The organism is Arthrobacter sp. zg-Y844, assembly GCF_024385465.1.
Taxonomy (GTDB): domain Bacteria; phylum Actinomycetota; class Actinomycetes; order Actinomycetales; family Micrococcaceae; genus Arthrobacter_B.
Genome location: NZ_JANFLS010000002.1, coordinates 573980 through 592931, shown reverse-complemented (window position 1 = coordinate 592931; position 18952 = coordinate 573980). Strand labels below are relative to the sequence as shown.

At 67.2% G+C, this 18952-nt stretch carries 17 protein-coding genes; 11 read left to right on the top strand and 6 right to left on the bottom strand.

Features of this window, described 5'->3' with window-relative positions:
• The first annotated feature begins 101 nt into the window (after window positions 1-101).
• Window positions 102-1499: a YhgE/Pip domain-containing protein gene (locus NNX35_RS09520; RefSeq protein ID WP_255867604.1), complete on the top strand. Its 1398-nt coding sequence runs from the start codon at window positions 102-104 to the stop codon at window positions 1497-1499.
• A gap of 24 nt (window positions 1500-1523) precedes the next feature.
• On the opposite strand, the gene NNX35_RS09515 is transcribed toward NNX35_RS09520, so the two are convergent.
• Complete coding sequence (locus NNX35_RS09515) at window positions 1524-2186, bottom strand: TetR/AcrR family transcriptional regulator (RefSeq protein ID WP_255766055.1); 663 nt, start codon at window positions 2184-2186, stop codon at window positions 1524-1526.
• Window positions 2187-2341: 155 nt separating this feature from the next.
• Here NNX35_RS09515 and NNX35_RS09510 point away from each other — a divergent pair, with 155 nt between their 5' ends.
• Window positions 2342-4495 carry an ABC transporter permease gene (locus NNX35_RS09510; protein WP_255867603.1) on the top strand — a complete coding sequence of 718 codons (2154 nt, stop codon included), beginning with the start codon at window positions 2342-2344 and terminating at the stop codon, window positions 4493-4495.
• A 63-nt stretch (window positions 4496-4558) separates the two neighbouring features.
• On the opposite strand, the gene NNX35_RS09505 is transcribed toward NNX35_RS09510, so the two are convergent.
• On the bottom strand, window positions 4559-5794 hold the full coding sequence (locus NNX35_RS09505) for an MFS transporter (RefSeq protein WP_255863087.1): 1236 nt from the start codon (window positions 5792-5794) through the stop codon (window positions 4559-4561).
• A gap of 235 nt (window positions 5795-6029) precedes the next feature.
• On the opposite strand from NNX35_RS09505, the gene NNX35_RS09500 reads away from it, so the two are divergent.
• From NNX35_RS09500 to NNX35_RS09470, 7 genes are all read left to right on the top strand, one after another.
• Window positions 6030-6746 carry a D-alanyl-D-alanine carboxypeptidase family protein gene (locus tag NNX35_RS09500; protein ID WP_255863086.1) on the top strand — a complete coding sequence of 239 codons (717 nt, stop codon included), beginning with the start codon at window positions 6030-6032 and terminating at the stop codon, window positions 6744-6746.
• 50 nt (window positions 6747-6796) lie between these two features.
• Window positions 6797-7267, top strand: coding sequence for a hypothetical protein (locus NNX35_RS09495; protein ID WP_255867602.1), 471 nt, complete (start codon window positions 6797-6799; stop codon window positions 7265-7267).
• Window positions 7260-7577, top strand: coding sequence for a transcriptional regulator (locus NNX35_RS09490; protein WP_255867601.1), 318 nt, complete (start codon window positions 7260-7262; stop codon window positions 7575-7577). Before NNX35_RS09495 ends, NNX35_RS09490 begins: the two co-directional genes overlap by 8 nt.
• Window positions 7578-7671: 94 nt before the next feature.
• Window positions 7672-8829, top strand: coding sequence for an NAD(P)/FAD-dependent oxidoreductase (locus tag NNX35_RS09485; protein WP_255867600.1), 1158 nt, complete (start codon window positions 7672-7674; stop codon window positions 8827-8829).
• Window positions 8766-9719, top strand: a complete 954-nt coding sequence (gene sigJ / locus NNX35_RS09480) for an RNA polymerase sigma factor SigJ (RefSeq protein ID WP_255867599.1) — start codon at window positions 8766-8768, stop codon at window positions 9717-9719. The genes NNX35_RS09485 and sigJ overlap by 64 nt, the downstream gene beginning before the upstream one ends.
• Before the next feature lie 145 nt (window positions 9720-9864).
• On the top strand, window positions 9865-10692 hold the full coding sequence (locus NNX35_RS09475; RefSeq protein ID WP_255766063.1) for an SDR family NAD(P)-dependent oxidoreductase: 828 nt from the start codon (window positions 9865-9867) through the stop codon (window positions 10690-10692).
• A 117-nt stretch (window positions 10693-10809) separates the two neighbouring features.
• Window positions 10810-11199, top strand: coding sequence for a hypothetical protein (locus tag NNX35_RS09470; protein WP_255867598.1), 390 nt, complete (start codon window positions 10810-10812; stop codon window positions 11197-11199).
• 38 nt (window positions 11200-11237) lie between these two features.
• Here the strand turns inward: NNX35_RS09470 and NNX35_RS09465 are convergent, their stop codons facing one another.
• Window positions 11238-11780, bottom strand: coding sequence for a DUF4334 domain-containing protein (locus NNX35_RS09465; protein WP_255867597.1), 543 nt, complete (start codon window positions 11778-11780; stop codon window positions 11238-11240).
• 50 nt (window positions 11781-11830) lie between these two features.
• Entirely contained in the window at window positions 11831-12739 is a 909-nt protein-coding gene (locus NNX35_RS09460) for a sugar-binding transcriptional regulator (RefSeq protein ID WP_255766579.1), read from the bottom strand.
• A 245-nt stretch (window positions 12740-12984) separates the two neighbouring features.
• Here NNX35_RS09460 and NNX35_RS09455 point away from each other — a divergent pair, with 245 nt between their 5' ends.
• Entirely contained in the window at window positions 12985-14730 is a 1746-nt protein-coding gene (locus NNX35_RS09455; protein ID WP_370647010.1) for a glycerol-3-phosphate dehydrogenase/oxidase, read from the top strand.
• A 108-nt stretch (window positions 14731-14838) separates the two neighbouring features.
• Here the strand turns inward: NNX35_RS09455 and NNX35_RS09450 are convergent, their stop codons facing one another.
• Window positions 14839-15453 carry a malonic semialdehyde reductase gene (locus tag NNX35_RS09450; protein WP_255867596.1) on the bottom strand — a complete coding sequence of 205 codons (615 nt, stop codon included), beginning with the start codon at window positions 15451-15453 and terminating at the stop codon, window positions 14839-14841.
• A gap of 170 nt (window positions 15454-15623) precedes the next feature.
• The gene (locus NNX35_RS09445) at window positions 15624-16115 is read right to left on the bottom strand and encodes a CarD family transcriptional regulator (protein WP_255766068.1); all 492 of its coding nucleotides are present in this window, start codon (window positions 16113-16115) and stop codon (window positions 15624-15626) included.
• 87 nt (window positions 16116-16202) lie between these two features.
• On the opposite strand from NNX35_RS09445, the gene hrpB reads away from it, so the two are divergent.
• Window positions 16203-18842, top strand: coding sequence for an ATP-dependent helicase HrpB (gene hrpB / locus NNX35_RS09440; RefSeq protein ID WP_255867595.1), 2640 nt, complete (start codon window positions 16203-16205; stop codon window positions 18840-18842).
• The last annotated feature ends 110 nt before the right edge of the window (window positions 18843-18952 follow it).

Sequence of the window (18952 nt, the reverse complement as noted above, 5' to 3'; positions counted from 1 at the left end):
CTGACGCAGCCGGGGGCGCTGCTATATCCGCAGCCCTGCACGGCGGCTACCCTCAAACGGTAGGACGAATCCCGACTCAGGCTCAGCTGGGAGGTGTGTCCATGTCGGCACATGCGATGGAATCCGATTCCCGGCCCCAGGGACGCGGGCACAACGGGCACTCGTATTGGTCCCCCCGGTTCTGGCTCCTGCCGCTGCTGGTTCTTCTGCTGCTGGGCGGTGCCGGCACTGCCCTGTACATCGGCGGCCTCGGCAGCCCGGGGGACCACCTCAAGCACTTTCCGCTGGCCGTGGTCAACCAGGACAGGGGCGCGACGCCGCCGGACGGCGGCAGCCCGGAGAACCTCGGGCAGAACATCACGGACCAGATGCAGCAGGGCTTCGCGCAAAACGACGAAATCGATCTGCGCGTCCTGTCGTGGGACGAGGCACAGGACCAGCTGCGCAAGGGGCAGATCCACGGCGCCGTCGTCATTCCCGAGTCCTTTTCGGCCGACGCCCTGGGACTGGTGAGCGGCGCATTGACGGACACGGAAGTTACGCGGCCGTCCATCACCGTCTACACAAATCCGCTGGCCGGGCCACTGGCGAGCACCCTGGGGACTGCCGCCGTCGACCCGGCGCTCGAACAGGCCAACACGGGACTGGGGGAGCAGCTGACCTCCGCCGCAGAGGAAGCCCAGGCCGCGGCGCGGGCCGAACAGCAGCGCGAGCTGGGGGAGCTGGGCCTGCCGGCACAGGTGCAGGAGCAGGTGGCACCAACCGTGGACGGCACATCAACGGACCTGCTCCGGGCTCCGATTGCTGTCACCACCACCGCCTATGAAACCCCGCCGGAAGGTTCCGCCCTTGGCATGGGTGCGTTCTTCTACTCCGTGCTGCTGATGGTGGTGGGGGTCAGTGGTTCCGTGGCCATCCACTTCCTGGTCGATTCGCGGCTCGGAGTGGCGCCGGTCGAAATGGGTCCGCGGTTTGCCCTGGGGCCGAGGGTGCAGCCCGCCCGGTGGAAAACCTACCTGATCAAGTGGGGCATCGTCGTCCTGGGTGCGCTGCCGACGGCTGGGCTGATGATGTGGGTGGCGTCCGCCGTCGGGATGCCGATTCCGCACGGCGGCTGGTTCTTCCTCACGACCTGGCTGTCCATCGTCACGGTATCGGCGGTCACCACGGCGCTGATCACCCTGTTCGGCAGCATCGGCATGGTGCTCTCGCTGATCTACGTGGTGTTTATGGGCCTGCCTGCTGCGACCGGAGTGGTGCCGCTGGAGGCTCTGCCGGGGTTCTTCACGTTCATCGCCCGGGGCGAGCCGCTGTACCAGATGACCATGGCCAACCGCGCGGTGCTGTATTTCGACGCCGAAGGTGACGCGGGCCTGCAGAGCGGGATTATCGGCATGCTCATTCTCATCCTGATAGCCGTTGCGGTCGCCATGATCTTCTCGGTCCTTTATGACCGGATGTTCGGCCGACGCCGGGCAGAGCTGGTCCCGACGCCCTGACGGGCAGTCCTGGAGCAGGTAGGCCTAGAGCAGATAGACCGGGGAGGGCTGCGGAAGGAAGTCACCGGGGTGCGTCACCGGGGCGGACAGCATCCCGGCGCAGGAATCGATCAGGAAGTAGCCCACCCCGGTCCAGTTCGGGGTCTCGGCTCCGTCTTGGATGCGTGCCTCGTACTCCGCGCAGACCCCGATGGTCATGTTGCCCAGGATCCACGAACGGCCGTGCAGGACGGTGGGAGCGAGGTCGCCGACGGCGGCCTGGGTCCGGCTGATCAAGTCCTCGGTGACTGGGTTGGCCACGGCCGACCGCTGAAGCACGGATTCCATGGAGGGCACCGCACGCATCTGGTGCAGGAAACGCGCCCGCCAGCTCGGCACGGGCAGTGACGCCAAGTGGTCCACCCACGGCAGGATCAGGCAGGCCAGCAAATCGTGGAGCCCCGCGGCGTCGTCCAGTTGTTCCAGGAGCACCGCACGGCGGCGGTGGGTGTCTTCGAGATGGCGGGTGATCAACGCCTCGAGCAGTTCATCGCGCCCCCCGAAGTGGTAGGCGACGGCGGAGTGGTTTGCGGTTCCCGCGTGCTCTGCGATCCGCCGGTTGGACACGGCGTCGATGCCGTGCCGGGCAAAAAGCTCCTCGGCAGCATCGAGCAGGGTTCCGCGTGCCTTGTCGCCGTGCTGTCCCATATATGTCCTCGTCCTGGCGTTGCTGCTGCTTCAATTACCCAATTTACGCCACATGGCGTAATTTTGACGAGTCGGTCCCACAGACCCCGCGTCGACTATCGCGTCGACGCGCACTTCGCACCATCACCCTTGAATTCAGCTACAGGAGCACGTCCTTGACCAGTATTTCCCCGACATCCCCAGGTTCTCCGCCGGATACGGACCCAGCAGGAGAAACCCCGGCGCCGTCGTCGGACGCCGAGGCCCTTGCCGCGGCCAAGCGGGCAAAGGCCGAGAAGATCGGCCGTTATGTCGCCATGTTCCTGATGCCTCTGCTGATGGTTTCCATGCTGGTGGGCGGCTACCTCGCCGCCATGCACGCGCCTACGCCGAACGACATGCCGATTGCGGTCACGGGTTCCGGCCCGCAGGCGGACCGCTTCGCAGACGCGCTGGAAGCCGCTGATCCCGACGCCGTCGACGTCCGAGTGGTGGGATCCGACGCCGAAGCGCGCCAGCTGGTCCTGGACCGTGAAGTCTCGGGCGCAGTGTCGCTGAATGAGGGCACCGCCTCGGTCTATACCGCAAGTGCTGCCGGCGCCTCGCAGTCCAGCACCGTCACGGCACTGCTGGCCCCGCAGGTCCTCGGACAGGGTCTGGCCCTGCAGGCCGAGGACCTCGCCCCGCTGCCGGACCATGACATGGCCGGGCTGGGTGCAATGTTCCTGACCACGGCCCTGATGCTGGCCGGTTACATGCCATTGAGCCTGGTCCTTTCCAACTCACCCGAATTGCTTCGCTTCCGCCGCTTCGTTCCCCTGCTTGCCGGCTGGGCCGCACTGATTGCCGGACTCGTCTGGGCCGTGACGGGTCCGATGCTCGGCGTCGTCGAGGGACACTCCGCCGCCGTGCTGGGGATCTCCTGGCTGACGGTCTTCGCCGTCGGCAGCGTCCAGTTGTTCCTCACCCGGATCCTCGGCCCGATGGCCGTCCTTGCCGGCATGCTGTTCCTGATGGTGCTGGGCGTTCCCGCCTCCAACATGAGCATGTCCGTCCACACCATGCCGGGTCTCTATCCGTACCTCCACAGCTTCCTGCCCGCGGCCGCCACCGGTGAATCGCTGCGTTCGTTCCTGTACTTCGACGGCAACGGCGCCGGTCCCCACCTGCTGGTGCTCGTGATCGGGGCGGTGGCGGCCCTGCTGCTCACCCTCGTCCTCGATGCAGTCAAGCGCCGCCGCAAGCCGAACGCGGCTCCGCCGGCAATCAACGTCGCCTCGCTGCACGGCGGGCCGCGCCCGAAGACCCGCCGCTGGCGCTACGGCACCCTGGCCTTCTTCCCGCTGGCCATGGTCACGATGATGCTCTCGTTCATGCTGGGCGCAATGTACGAGCCGACACCGCGGGACATGCCCGTCGCCGTCGTCGGGTCCACCGCGGAACAGGCGGAGCAGGCAGTATCCGGACTCGACGAAAACATGTCCGGGCTCTTTGACCTGCGCCCGATGGATAACGCCGACGACGCCCGCGACCAGGTCCGGGACCGTACCGTCGTCGGCGCGTACGTGCTGCCGTCGGCCGAGAGCCCCAGTGCCACGCTCATCACCAACGAGGCCGGCGGCATGAGCCAGCAGCAGGTCCTCACCTCGGTGTTCGGCCAGGTTTCCGCGGGACAGCAAATGGAAATGGCACACGACAATGTTGCCCCGCTGAAGGATTCCGACTCCATGGGCATGGCCACCATGTACCTGGCCATGGGCTGGATCATGGCCGGGTTCATGATCATCGTGGTCGGCTCGACGGCGGCTCCGGCCAGCCGCCCGCTGCGCATGCTGCTCCCCATCGTTGCGGCCTGGGCCGTCGGGATGTCGGCCTTCCTCTGGGTCATTGCCGACGTCTTCGTCGGGGCGATCGACGGGCACTTCCTGCCGCTCTGGGGAGCCGGCGCCGTGGCCATCTTCTGCGTCGCCATGTTCACCACGGTCTTCGAACGGTTCATGGGGATGCTTGCAATCCTCCCGACGATCGGCATCCTGATGTTCCTCGGCGTACCGGCCTCCGGAGCAGCGATGTCCATCTACATGGAACCGGAAATCTTCCGTTTCCTCCACGAGGTGCTGCCGATGCCGGCCGCCGTCGAGTCAATCCGCTCGATCCTGTACTTCGGCTCGGATACCGTCTGGTCCCACCTGCTGACCCTCGGCATCTGGGGTGCGGCCTCGCTGGCCGTAGTGGCTGTCATCGACCACTTCAAGCCGCCGCGCACCGAGGGGCACCCTGTCGACGCCGGTGTCCCGGCTGAGCAGGAACGGGTTCCCGTAGGCGTCTGACCCGCGTCGGAAGTACACCAGGGGCCGCTGCGCTGCAGCGGCCCCTGGCGGTTTAAGCGAACCTCACGCAGCCGTGGGCTGCGGGACCTCCACCGGTTCGAAGACCCTGCTCGTCCGGGAAAAGCGAATGTACGCAATGCAGGCAATTTCAAGTGCTCCGCCAATCATGAGCACCGTCTTGGCGGCACTGAGCTGGTTCATGCCGTCCACGGTGGCCAGCACATCCACCAGCACGCCGCCCAGCAGGACTGCCACCGGGAAGAGGCCCTGGCCGAGCAGCCGCCGGCAGCCGAAGACGATGCCCTGGATCTGAACCGGTGTCCGTTCCTGCCACAGCGCCGACAGCGGGGCATTGGTGGCCTGCACCATCGCATTCCGGAGAAACATCCCCGGAATGACCAGCCAGAGGGTGGGCGCGGCCACGACCAGCGCGCGGCCGAACAGCGACCCCAGAAACGTTGAGCCGCACACGAGGTTGGTCCGGGAGACCGAAGTGCCGAACCGCGCGACCAGGGCAGCGCCGGCCATCAGCCCCAGGCCACTGGCGATATTGCTTGCCGAAAGATTCCATTCCGGGGTCCCGGTGCCCGGGAAGGAGAGGATAAAAACAATTACCACCGGCACACAGAGGCCGCCGGCAAAGTTGTAGACCGCAAAGGCGAGTTGGAGGCGCAGTAAATCACGGCGCTCATTGATGAACCGGAAACCGGCTTTCACATTGCCGCCGAAATACTGCACATTGCGTGCCCGGGCTTCCTCCGCCGGCCAGGCGAGCAGCAGTACCAGCGCCGCGCCCGCAACGCTCAAGACTGCATCGGCCAGAAACACCGCGACGGGCATCCCGAGCGAATACAGGACAGCACCCAGCACCGGACCGAGCAGCACCGGTGCCGAATCAATGAGTCCGAGCATGCCGTTGACCTTGGTGAGGTCCTTCTCTGAACGCAGCACCCGCACAGAGGCCTGCAGGGTCAGGGCCAAGGCGGTGGAACAGACGGCTGTGGCAAAAACGAAAACGAGCATCAGGGCCGTGCTGTGGATGAGGGTTGCCCAGGCCATGGCCGCCATGGCGCCGGCATTGGTGATGTTGACCGCGCAGATGGCGGTACGGCGGGAAAAGAGGTCAGTCAGCCCGCCGATCAACGGCGCCAGGTAGATGGCGGCTGCCGCACCCAGGAACGTGGAAACGGCAAGGATCGCTGCACTGGCGGAATTTTCAAAAAGAACCAGGGAAACGGCGAGCGAGGAGGCGGAACCGACTATTGCGAGAAGGGCTTGGATTGTCCAAAGCGCGGACAATGTGGAGCTGTTTTTCTGGGCGTCGCTGATGATGGTCCCTTCGGCGCTGCGGTACGGAAATGGAAGCGGCCGCCTAAATTTACCGTTAGGTTTTAGGGGAAACAAGGTTTGTCGATGCCGCGTTTTCTGGCATTTTCCGCCGACTGTGCTTGACCGGAGGCGATGTGTCGAACGTACGCGTCGATCCTCCCGGACCGGCCGCCGCTATGGGAAAGTGGAAGGGGAGGGAAAGACAATGCCGCGCCAGCACATCACCACGCACATCGCTATCCTCGGTTGCGTGTGCCTCGGACTGCTGGCCTACCTCTTTTCCGTGGACCAGCCGGTGTCCGCCTTCACGGCGCCGCCCGGACAGGATTTCGATTCTCCCGGCAGCGTCTCAGTGGTCGTGAACAAGGAGCGCCCGCTCGGTGACCCCGGCTATGCACCACAGGACGTGGTTGACGCCGGTGGTGTTCCGTTGCGCCGGGAAGCAGCGGACGCGTTCGTCCAGATGAAGAACGACGCCGCGGCCGCCGGCGTGGTGATTGATGCCGTGAGCGGTTTCCGGACCGCCGAAGCGCAGGCCCGGCTGCATGATGCCTACACCGGGCGCTACGGCTCCGCGCTGGCGGAATCGATTTCGGCACGGCCCGGCCACAGTGAACACCAGACAGGGCTGGCCGTGGACATCGGTGCTGCCGACGGCGCGTGCTCGCTGCAGGCCTGCTTCGAGGGGACCGGCGCAGGGGCGTGGGCCGCTGCGAACGCCCACCGGTACGGCTTTATCATCCGCTATCCCGCAGGTGCCGAGACCATTACCGGCTACGCCTACGAGCCGTGGCACCTTCGTTACCTGGGCCCCGATGCAGCCCTGAAGATCCACGACGCCAACATCACGCTGGAGGAGTACGCCGGGCTGTACCACCCGCCGGCCCCGCCTTCGAAGCCGGCACACGAACCCTTGCCGTAACCTCTCCCGCAACATTGACGCCGGGGTTGCCGGCCAATACTCTTTCCATCATGGAAAATAACTTTGGTGCGGCAGAGGATGCTGCCGCCCGGCTCAGAGACTTAACCGCCGACCGCGACACCCTGGCAGCAGGCGTCACACCTCCCCGTGCGCTGGTGGCAGCCATCGGTGCACTGGCTGCCTGCTGGGTGGCGGCGGCACTGGATGCCCGGCCCGGAGCCGACTATCAATCTCCGTCCTGGCCCTGGCTGCTCGCGGGACTGCTGTTCGTCATCCTGCACTTGATCCGCCGTGACACCGGGTTGAAGTTCCGCAGGCTGGGTGCGCGGGCGAACGGCGCAATTGCCCTGGCGGCGCTGGTCTGCCTGTTTCTTTTTTCCGTGAGTCTGGGCCTGGTGTCGCTGGGACTCGGCTGGGCCGTGATGATCACCAGCCTTGCGGCGTTCGCTGCGGTTTACGGGCTCGCCGGAGTCGCGTTCCGGGCCGCTGTTGACCAGCTCCGCGCGGTTCCGCATGCCTGAACCCCGGTTTGACGAGGTTGTGCATCCGCCGACGCGGCTGCGGATCTGCGGGCTGCTGCGCCCGCTGGAGGAGATGGACTTCGCCGTCCTCCGGGACACCCTGGAAATTTCCGATGCCACGCTCTCGAAGCAACTGAAAATCCTCGCGGAGGCCGGCTACGTGCGCCTGGCAAAGACGACGTCGCCGGCCCGTCGGGACGCCCGCCGCGTCACCTGGGTGGCACTCACCCCGGCCGGCCGGAACAGCTTCGACGCCCATGTGCTGGCCCTGCAGGAGATTGCGGGCACGGCACCCGTCCGGCCCGACTGATTTCTCCGCAACCGGTCACAAACCGTCCCCGGGCGGTGTCCCATGTTCAGCCGGCGCGGAAGCCGGATGAGACGCGAAAGCAGGGAGTGCACTCATGGGCACCACAGCAGTCATTCTGGGCGGGGGATACGCAGGGGTAATGGCGGCGAACCGGCTGGCGGCCAACGGGAGGCCGGGACTCGACGTCGTCCTGGTTACCCCCGAGCCCCGGTTCGTGGAGCGGATCCGGTTGCATGAATACACTGCCGGAACCCGTGCCGACGCCACCGTCGGCTTCGATTCGATCCTGCATCCGGGCGTGCGCCGGATCTCCGATGCAGCAGTGGAGATCCGGCCGGACCGGCGGACGGTTCAACTGGCCGGGGGAGCAGAAACGGGCTACGACTATCTGGTCTACGCCGTGGGTTCGGCAGCGGGGACGGCACCGGACGGCGCCCTCAGGATCGAACAGCTGGACGGTGCCGCGGCGGCACGCGGCGACTTGGCTGCGCTGCCCGCCGGCGCCCGCGTCGCCGTGGTGGGCGGCGGGCTGACCGCCGTCGAGACGGCCGCGGAGACCGCCAGGTCCTTCGGACACCTGCAGGTGAGCCTGCACAGCGCCGGTCCCGTGGCGCCGCGGCTGGCCACCCGGACCCGCCGGTCCGTGGAGAAGAGCCTGCGCCGGGCAGGAGTGGAACTGCGCAGCGGGTCGCCGGTGCGTGCCGACGGTGACGTCCGCACCGGCCTGGGTGCCGACGTCGTGCTCTGGTGCGCCGGCTTCGGCGCACCGGACCTGGCCGCGGCCAGCGGACTTCCGGTGAACGACGTCGGACGGCTGAGCCTGGAACCGACCCTGCGGGTACGCGGCCAGGACCGCATCTACGGCGCCGGCGATGCGGCCGTGATCGATGAACCGTTCTACGACTACCTGCGGATGTGCTGCGCGGCGGCCCTGCCGATGGGAGCCGACGCGGCAGGAAACATCCTCCGGGCTTTGGAAGGAAAGGCGGGAGTGCGGCACGACAGCGGATTCCGCGGTCTGTGCATTAGTCTGGGCCGCAGTGACGGAGCGGTTCAATTCCTGTCTGCCGACGATTCTCCGACCCGCTTCCACCTGCACGGCAGGACGGCCGCGGTCCAAAAGGAAATCATCTGCCGGATGACGCTGCGGTGGATCCGCGGCGAAGCGAAACGAAGCGGAGCGTACACATGGCCAACAGGTCCGCAGACGGCGACGACGGCGGCGGCTCCCGCGCCGGTGACGCGGAGCTGACCGGGGTCCGGTCAAGCCGTGACTCCCAGTTCCTGAAGCACCGAGGGATGGTCTTCACCATTGCGTACGACGTCCTGGGCACCGTTACCGATGCCGAGGACGTTGTGCAGGAGACCTATCTGCGGTGGCGGGCGGTGGCGGAACAGGTGGAAAACCCGCGGGCGTACCTGGCGCGGATCGCCTCGCGCCAGGCGCTGAATTCCCTCCGCACAGCGTCCCGGCGGCGGGAGGACTATCCGGGTGAATGGCTGCCCGAACCGCTGCCTACCGGCCCTGCGCGGCTTCCGGAGAATCCGGAGACGGCGGCCCTGACCGCCAGCGAGGTTTCGACGGCGATGCTGGTGCTGCTGCAGACCCTGAGCGGTCCGGAGCGGGCGGCGTTCATCCTGCACGAGGTCTTCGGCTTCGGTTATCCCGAGATTGCGGCGACCCTGGACATCGGCGAGCCCGCCGTGCGGCAGACGGTTCACCGGGCACGGACCCGGCTGCGGTCCGGCACGCAAAGGACCGTGCCGGATACGGGCGAGCACCGCGCCGCCGTCGAACGTTTCCTGGCCGCCACCATGACCGGGCAGATCCAGTCCCTGCTGGACGTCCTGGCTCCGGACGTGGTCCTGGTCTCCGACGGCGGCGGCAAGGTCAGCGCCGCACTTCGGCCGGTCTACGGTCCGGAGAAGGTGGCACGATTGATGATCGGGCTGGCGGACAAGTACGGTGCCGGGGCCGTCCCCGAGTTCATTGAACTGAACGGACTGCCGGCGGTCGCGTTCCGTGAAGAGGGGGCGGTGACCACGGTTTTCCAGCTGGAACTCGTGGAGGGCCGGGTGCAGGCGGTGTACGCGGTGCGCAACCCGGACAAGCTGGTGCGGCTGCAGGGTCGGGCGGTTTAGCGGGCGCCCGGGCGCCCGGGCGGCGGGCTGCGGTTGCCGGGGTGACCCGGGCAGACCCGGGCACGCCTACCGTGCCCGCGGCACGCGCCGCTAAGGTGGGAACGGTGTTGCCGCCACGGCCGCACTCTGAGGAAAGCAGGCTTGCGTGTCTCCCAAAACCATAGTGATCACCGGCGCCAGCGACGGAATCGGTGCCGCCGCGGCAAGGCAGCTCGCACGAAACGGGCATCATGTTGTGGTGGTGGGACGGTCGCCGGAGAAGACCGCCGCCGTTGCCAAGGACACGGGCGGCGAGTATTTCCTGGCCGACTTCGCGGACCTGGGCAGCGTGCGTACCCTGGCTTCGGAACTGCTCCAGCGTTACCCGCATATCGACGTCCTGGCCAACAACGCCGGAGCGGTTTTCGGCAATGTCCGCCAGGTTACCGAGGACGGACACGAGATGACCTTCCAGGTGAACTACCTGGCGCCGTTCCTGCTTACCCAGCTGCTGACAGACCGGCTCATTGAATCCGGCGGGACGGTGATCAACACTTCCAGCATGGCCAACCGCTTGTTCGGCAACGTGGACCTGGACGATCTGGAGAATGAAAACGGGTACAACCCCAGCAAGGCTTACGGGAACGCCAAACTGGAGCAGATCCTGTTCACGGAGGAGTTCGACCGCCGGTACCGTTCCCACGGGGCAACTTCCACTGCCTTCCACCCGGGCGTGATCGGGTCGAGCTTCTCCAGCGCCGAGGGCTCGGCTATGCGTGCGGTCTACCAGTCGCCACTGCTGCGCAGGCTGCTTCCGACTCCGGAAAAGGGTGCCCGGACACTGGTGTTCCTGGCGGAGGGAACACCGGGAACGGATTACCCGACCGGCAAGTACTTTGTCCGGAGCAAGGTGGCCAAGCCCAACAAGCAGGCCGGGGACGCTGCGCTGGCTTTGGGTCTCTGGAACCGCACGGTGGCGATGCTGGCGAAGTGACGGGGTTCGACGGGGATGACGGGCCGGCGGCCTGTACAACCGGTGTCCTCCGGTACGCCCCGAGAAGCGACGAGGCCTGTTAGGCTTCCCCCGGAATATCGGGGGAGAGGCTCAAACATGAAGAAGACGGCGATTGCGGGTCTGCTGGTACTGGGCGCCGCGCTATCCGGGTGCGGCGGCAGCGGGCACAGCAGCGCGCACGCCGAAAACGAAGAGGCCGCTTGTGTCGGCGGCTACGACGGCTGGTGGAACTCCACCCCGGTGTCCGGCGATACAACCGGCCTGCCGGAGGAAACCGTGACTGTCGATACCAACACAGGCAAGACCGTCGACGCCTTCAACCGCAGTCGCAACGACGCCGGCAAAACCACTGATGTCTCCGACGTCGGCTACCAACCCGTCCCTGACGAAAGCTGGCCCGCCGATTCAGTAGTCGTGATAGACACCACCACCGGCAAGGTCCTGGAGACCATCGCGGTGGACCCGGGCACGCAGCTCTGCCAATAGGTGCTCTGCCGACACAGCATCCACTAAGTGCCGAACGCCTACTCCCTGTGCAGCGCGAAAAAGAACGGAGCCCCGGGGCCACGAAGGTCCATCGCGCCCAGCACCGTTTCGGCATCGACCCGGCGGAAGACATCCAGGACCGGCAGGGCGTCATAGATCATGGTGGCGCTGGACACGCCCCGGTACTCGGTCATCCGCAGCCGGGCGCCGGGCCGCCGCGTGCGCGCCAGCCGCAGCGCCGGGCGGATCTGCGCCAGCAGTTCGGGCTTCCGCAGCAAAGGGCCGAAACGCAGCACTGCGGAAAGCGGGACCAGCGCCGGATTCACATTGAACACGCCCCCGCCGGCTCCGGCGAAGACCAGCGGGAAGACCTCCTCGTCGCCGTCGAACCGTTTCCCGTGCCAGCCCAGCGGTTCCAGCAGGCCGTCGAGCCGGTGACCCGTTGGTATTTCAGTACCCCGCCAGGAGCCGTACAGCTCAGGCACCTGAAGCGGCGGCAGGGCGTCGAAGAACTCCAGCGCTGTCCCGGCGTCGGTCCCGCCCTGCAGTTCCTGCAGCCGTCGGGTGGGTTCGTTGTCCATGCGGATGCCTCCTGATCGGGCTTGACAAGGTTCCTGGAGGATACAAGGGGTTAGGAGGACGCCAACCGCCGGGCGGAATTTTCGTCCAGAATCAGGTCCGTGACCAGACCGGCACGCAGGGCGCCAAGCAGGCTGGTGGTCTTGGTTTCCCCGGCCACCACACAGATCCGGCGCGGGACCTGCCGCAGGGTAGACAGGTCAGGGCCGGTGCTGCGGTAGTTCAGCTTGATCCCGTCCCAGGTGCCGTCCGCACGGTAGAACATGGTGGCGACGTCCCCCACTACGCCCTCGGCCATCAGTTCATTCAGGTCTTCTTCGTCCAGGTAGGCGCCGTTGTAGACGTGGCTGGGCACGCCCGCCTCCATGGAACCCACCCCGAAGATCGCGGTGTTCATCCGGGCCTGCAGATCCAGCACCCGTTTCACCGGACGTTCCCGCCACATCGCTTCCTTGGTTTCGGCGTGGTCGAAGAACGCCGGAACGGGGAACTGGACCACCCGCGCCCCGTACGCGTGGCCGAAACGCTGCAGGATTTCACTGGCGTAGGTGATGCCCGATGTGCGGAAATTCCCGGCCCCGTTCATCTGCACGATTGTGCTGTCATGGGTGTTCTTGATCGGCAGGTGCTGGCTCACTGCCGTCAGGGTTGAGCCCCACGCGACGCCGATGATCGCATCCGAATCGATGAGCGGACCGATCAGGTGCGCCGCCTGCACGGCGACCCGCTGCAGTGCCTGGGCGGGGGAGACCGTTTCGGCTACCGGAACCACATGGGCCTGGATGCGGAACCGGGAGGCAATCTCCTGTTCCAGCGCCGGGGCCCGGTCCGACGGGTTGCGGATCTCGATCCGGACCAGCCCGGTGCTGCGCGCGTAGGAGAGCAGCCGGGAAACGGTGGAACGGGAAATCCGAAGTTCCCGGGCGATCGCCTCCATGGTCAGGCTCTGCAGGTAATACATCTGCGCAGCCCGGAGGGCATCGCGGTCGCGGCTTTCCTTCTCGTTCGCCGCAGGTCCGGCGCCGGAGGCGTCCGGGAACCGGCCACTGACACCAATGTTCATTTGCTGTCCATCGACACGGTTGTGTACTCCATGAATCCATTATCGCAGGGTGCACGTATGTGCATTGGTTGGCCCCGGGAGCCGCAGGCTTCGACCATTGAGTAGATATGGCAATGCAGCCACAGAAGCGTTTGGAGATATACGTGGACAATTCCGTGAACCCCAGCAAGGCAAAGACCGCCGCCCGGACCCGTCCGGTGGTACAGCAGCTGAAGGACCGGCCCAAGGCCTCGGTGCTGATCATCGGCGGCGGCATCAACGGCGTCGGCACCTTCCGTGACCTGTCGCTGCAGGGCGTGGACGTAGCCCTCGTAGAGCGCGGTGATTACTGCCAGGGCGCTTCGGGCGCGTCTTCCCACATGATCCACGGCGGCATCCGCTACCTGGAGAACGGCGAGTTCCGCCTCGTGCACGAGTCCGTCGTCGAGCGCAATGCCCTGCTCCGCCTGGCCCCGCACTACGTCAAGCCGCTGCAGACCACCATCCCGATCACCACCACCTTCTCGGGCATCACTGCCGCACCGCTGCGTTTCCTGACGCACAAGCAGGGCAAGCACACCGAGCGCGGCGCCGTGCTGATCAAGGCCGGCCTGCTGATGTATGACTTCTTCTCCCGCGGCGGCCGCGTGGCCCCCAAGCACAACTTTGTCGGCAAGAAGAAGTCCCTGCAGGAACTGCCCCTGCTGCGCCCGGACGTAAAGTACACCGCCACGTACTTTGACGCCTCGGTGCACAACCCCGAGCGCCTCACCCTCGACGTGCTGCGTGACGGCCTCGAGGCCAACCCGCAGTCCCGCGCCAGCAACTACGTCAGCGCCGTCGGCACCACCGACGCCGGCACCGTGCTGCGCGACGAGGTCACCGGCGAAGAATTCGTCTTCGACGCCGACGTCGTCATCAACGCCACCGGCGCCTGGGTTGACGAGACCAACGATTCCTTCGGCAAGCGCACTTCCTTCATGGGCGGCACCAAGGGCTCGCACATCGTCCTGGACCACCCGGAACTGCTGGAAGCCTGCGCCGGCCGTGAAATGTTCTTCGAACACACCGACGGCCGCATCGTCCTGATCTACCCGATGGGCGACCGCGTCCTGGTGGGCACCACGGACATCGACGCCGACATCAACGAGGCCTCGGTCTGCACGGACGAAGAGATCGAGTACTTCTTCGAACTGATCGCCCACGTCTTCCCCACCGTTGACGTGCGCCGCGACCACATTGTCTACACCTTCTCGGGTGTCCGCCCGCTGCCGAAGCACGACGACACGCAGCCCGGCTTCGTGTCCCGCGACTACCGCGTGGAAAAGCGCATGGACAAGCGCGCCGGCAAGAACGTCACGAGCCTGTCCCTGGTCGGCGGCAAGTGGACCACCTTCCGCGCCCTGTCCGAGACCCTGGCCACCGAGGCAATGACCGCGCTGGGCATGCCGCGGAAGACGACGACGGCGGAACTGCAGATCGGCGGCGGCAAGGACTTCCCGGCCACCGAGGCTGAAGAGCGCCTGTGGGTCAACCGCATGGCCTCCGACGTGGCCGACCGTGACCGCGTCCGCGTCCTGCTGACCCGCTACGGCACCCGCGCCGTCGACGTCCTGGAGTTCCTGTCCCAGGGCGGGGACCAGCTGCTGGCCTCCACCAGCGAGCTCAGCACCCGCGAGCTGACCTACATGGTGGAAAACGAGCAGATCACGCAGCTCGCCGACATCCTGATCCGCCGCACCTCGCTGGCCTTCCGCGGCCTGGTGTCCGAGGACATGCTGACCGAGCTGGCGGACCTGCTGGCCCCGCAGCTGGGCTGGGACGACGCCGAAAAGCGCCGCCAGGCCGAGTTCGCCCGCGACCTGCTGGTCACCATGCACGGCATGAAGATCCCGGCGCTGGCTTCCTAACCCGGAGCAAAGCAAAAGAAGCAAAGCAGCAACAGCAGAGGGCGGACACCTATACGGTGTCCGCCCTCTGCGGTTTCCCGAACAGGGCGGCGGTCTACTGTCTGCGGCCTAGAGTTCGGTGGTCGCCGTCGCATAATCCAGTCGGGGCAGTCGCGGGTGGCGTGGCTCGCCGGCCGGCACACCGATGTTGACGACGAGGAAGGACTGCAGGTTGAGGCCTGCGTGCAGGTCAGCGTCCAGCCCGGCGGCGTCGAACCCGCCCATCGGCCCCGCGGCCAGGCCCAGTGCGCGGACCGCCAGGAGGAAGTATCCGGCCTGCAGATGCGCATTGTCATTGCCCATCACGGCACTCAGTTCCGGGTTGGCGGCAAAGACTGCGCCCTGCTGCGGAGCCGGCGGGAAAACGGTGGGGAAGTGCTCAGGCCAGGTGCGGTCAAAGCTCAGCACTGCAACCATGGGAGCCGCGGCCGTCTTGGCCTTGTTGCCTTCTGCCATGTGCTGCACCAGCCGCTGCCGAGCCGCGGCGGAACGCACCCAGGTGATCCGCAGCGGCTGGATGTTCATCGCCGTCGGACCCATCTTGGTCAAGTCGTAGATGGATCGAAGCTGCTCGTCCGTGACATCAGCCGTAGTGAATTCCGAGACCGTGCGCGCGTCACGGAAGAGGAGGCCGAGGGCTGCGGCATCGATGGCGGGGATGGACTCCAGAGTGCCGTCGTTCATACGCAGCACACCTCCTTGGGGTAACGGTTCGTGTCTCCAGACACTTGACGCTTCAAGTAAACCCGAAAGGGGTGCAGAATAAGGGCGGCGCCTATGGTGACATCCATCACACGCATAGGTGCGCGGAGGCAGCAGAGCAGGACTTGCCGTCCGGTAACGGACCTGCCGGCCTAAGCGACCGCGCTGGACGGAGCCCAGACGGCGTCCAGCTTGGCGCCGGCCTCCACTTCAGAGAGTCCGAGCGAGAGGGAAATCTCCGTCAGCAGCGGCCGACGGGCGTGCCGGAGCATTTCCCGTTCGGCCTGCGAGAGACCGCGGTCCGCCTCGCGCAGCATCAGGTTGCGGACCACGGCCGCAATCACCATCGGATCACCGGTGGCAAGTTTCTCCGCGTTGTCCTTGTACCGGCGCGACCATTGGGGATCTTCTTTATCCGCGGGCGCGCGGAGGACGCCAAACAGTGTGTCAAGTCCCGCCCGGTCCAGGACCGGACGAAGGCCTACATGGTCCACTTGGTCAACGGGCACCCAGACCATCAGGTGGGAGGACTGGACCTCCAGGACAATACAGTTCTTCTGCATGCGCGGATGCGTTTGGAAGGAGCTGACAACGGCGGGGCCGTGATGGGGGTGGACCAGGATCTGGCCTTTGGAAAATGGCAACTGCTACCTCCAAGGAAGAGGAAAGGCAGGGGCGAGTGACGAGACTCTTATCATTTTACCGCTTCCCGCAGGAGGCAGAATGGAAGAGTGACTTCTCCGGCCTCTCCGCACCCAACCAACCCGCCCTTCGACCTTGCGGGCATAGGCAACGGGTTGGTCTTTGCCGAGTCGGTCCCGCAGCTCGCAGCGGCGCTGGGCGGAGGTGCCGGCGAAACGCACGGAGCGGGCACCGCCGTCGTCCAGGCCCCGCCCGGAACCGGAAAGACAACCCTGGTGCCGCCGCTCGTCGCCAACGTACTCACCCGCGGAGGGACGCGGCCGCGGGTGGTGGTCACCCAGCCGCGGCGCGTTGCGGTCCGTTCGGCGGCCCGCCGGCTGGCTGCGCTGGACGGCTCTGCCCTCGGCGGGCGGATCGGCTACACGGTCCGGGGCGAGAGCCGCACGGGACCCTCCACGCTGGTGGAATTCGTGACGCCGGGAATCCTGCTGCGCCGCCTGCTGGCCGACCCGGGCCTGGACGGAACGGCCGCCGTCATCCTGGATGAGGTCCATGAGCGGGGGCTGGAAACGGACCTCCTGCTTGGAATGCTCACCGAGGTCCGCCAGCTGCGCGAGGACCTGACCCTGGTGGCCATGTCCGCAACCCTCGACGCACCGCGGTTCGCCGAGCTGATCGGTTCGCCCGACGGCGCCGGGCCGGCTCCCGTGGTCGGCTGCCCGTCTGCGCTGCACCCGCTCGAAACGGTCTGGGCCCCCGCGCCGGTTCCCCGCTTCGATGAACGCGGCGTGACCCGCGGGTTCCTGGACCATGTCGCGGATACTGCGCTTCGGGCCCATTCCCACGCCGTGGCCCGGGATCCGGATATCGATGCCTTGGTGTTTGTGCCCGGCGCACGGGAGGTGTCCACCGTGGCCGGCCGGCTGCGTTCGCGTATTCCGGCGGGAACGGAGGTATTGGAACTGCATGGGCAGATTACGCCCGCCGAGCAGGACCGGGCCGTTTCCGGCCGCGGCCCGGGCGAGCCCGCCCGGATCATTGTGTCCACGTCGCTGGCCGAATCCTCGCTGACCGTTCCCGGTGTCCGGCTGGTGATCGACTCGGGGCTTGCCCGCGAACCGCGCCGGGATGCAATGCGCGGGATGTCCGGCCTCGTCACTGTCTCCTGTTCCCGTGCCTCCGCCGAGCAGCGGGCCGGCCGCGCCGCCCGGCTGGGGTCGGGTACGGTGGTGCGCTGCTATGACGACAGGGCCTACGGAGCCGCGCCCGCCCACCAGACCCCGGAAATCGCCGTCGCGGACCTCACGGCCGCAGCCCTGGTGCTGGCATGCTGGGGTGCCCCGGGAGGTGAGGGCCTGTCCCTTCCCGACGCACCGCCGCCGGCCGCCATGCGCGACGCCCTCCAGGTGCTGCGCGGGATCGGTGCCGTGGACGCCGAGGGGCTGGCAACGCCCCGCGGCAAAACACTCGCGGGCGTGCCCGCCGATCCCCGGCTCGCACGGGCACTGCTCGACGGCGCCGGTGCGGTGGGTGCCCGGACCGCGGCCGAGGTCGTTGCCCTGCTTTCGGGGGACAACCGTGCACCCGGGGCGGACCTCACCCGCTTGCTGGCCGGACTGCGGACCGGACGCGAGCCCGGTGAACGCCGGTGGTCCGAAGACGTCAGGAGGCTGGAACAGCTGGCCCGCCGCGAGAAGTCTGCCGGCCCTGCCGAACGGGAAGTCCCGGCCGGGGAAGCGCCGGGGTACGTGATTGCCCTGGCCTTCCCGGACCGGATTGCGCGGCGCGTTCCCGGCGCGGGCCCGGAGCGTTACCTGCTCGCCTCCGGAACCCGTGCCGGACTGCCCGCGGGCAGCTCCCTCACGGGCCAGGACTGGCTGGCCGTCGCCGATGTCGCCCGGGCCGAGGGGTGCGACGCCGCCGGCACCGGTGCCGTGATCCGCGCTGCCGCCCCGTTGACCCTGGACACCGCGGAAGCCGCCGCCGAACACCTCGTCACGGACACTGTGGAGGCGGAATTCGCCGGCGTCCGGGTCACCGCGCGCCGGGAACACCGGCTCGGCGCAATCCTGCTCGGCTCCACCCCGGTACGCCCGTCCGCCGAGGAGGGACGGGCCGCCGTCGCCCGCGCCCTGACGGCAAAGGGGCTGGAACTGGTCGGTTTTTCCACGGCCGCCGACGCGCTGCGCCGGCGCCTGGCCCTGCTGCACCGGGAACTGGGGGAGCCATGGCCGGATGTCAGCGAACCGGCCCTGCTGGCCCGGCTGCAGGACTGGCTCGGCCCCGAACTGGACGCCCTGGCCCGCGGAGCATCCGCCAACAGCATCGACCTCACCGATGCGCTGCGGCGGCTGCTGCCCTGGCCGGAGGCATCCCGGCTGGGCGACCTCGTCCCGGAACGGCTTGAGGTGCCCAGCGGTTCACGGGTCCGGATCGACTACCCGGATCCGGAGCACGACGACGGCGGCAGGCCGGTGGTGGCGGTCAAGCTGCAGGAGTGCTTCGGATGGGCTGAAACCCCGCGGCTCGTGGAGGGACGCGTCCCGGTGCTCTTCCACCTGCTGTCCCCGGCAGGCAGGCCGCTGGCCGTCACCGACGACCTGGCATCCTTCTGGTCCGGACCCTATGCCCAGGTCCGGTCCGAGATGCGCGGCCGGTACCCACGGCACCCGTGGCCGGAGGACCCCTGGTCTGCCAAGGCCACGGCAAGGACAAAGGCCCGGATGTAACAGCGGATGCGAGGACCGTCACACGGGAAGCTGCCGGGCGTCGTCGTCCGCGGGTTCTAGGCTTGAACCGCGGCCCATGAGCCTCCGGCCGCAGTGAAAGGTTCCTTGTT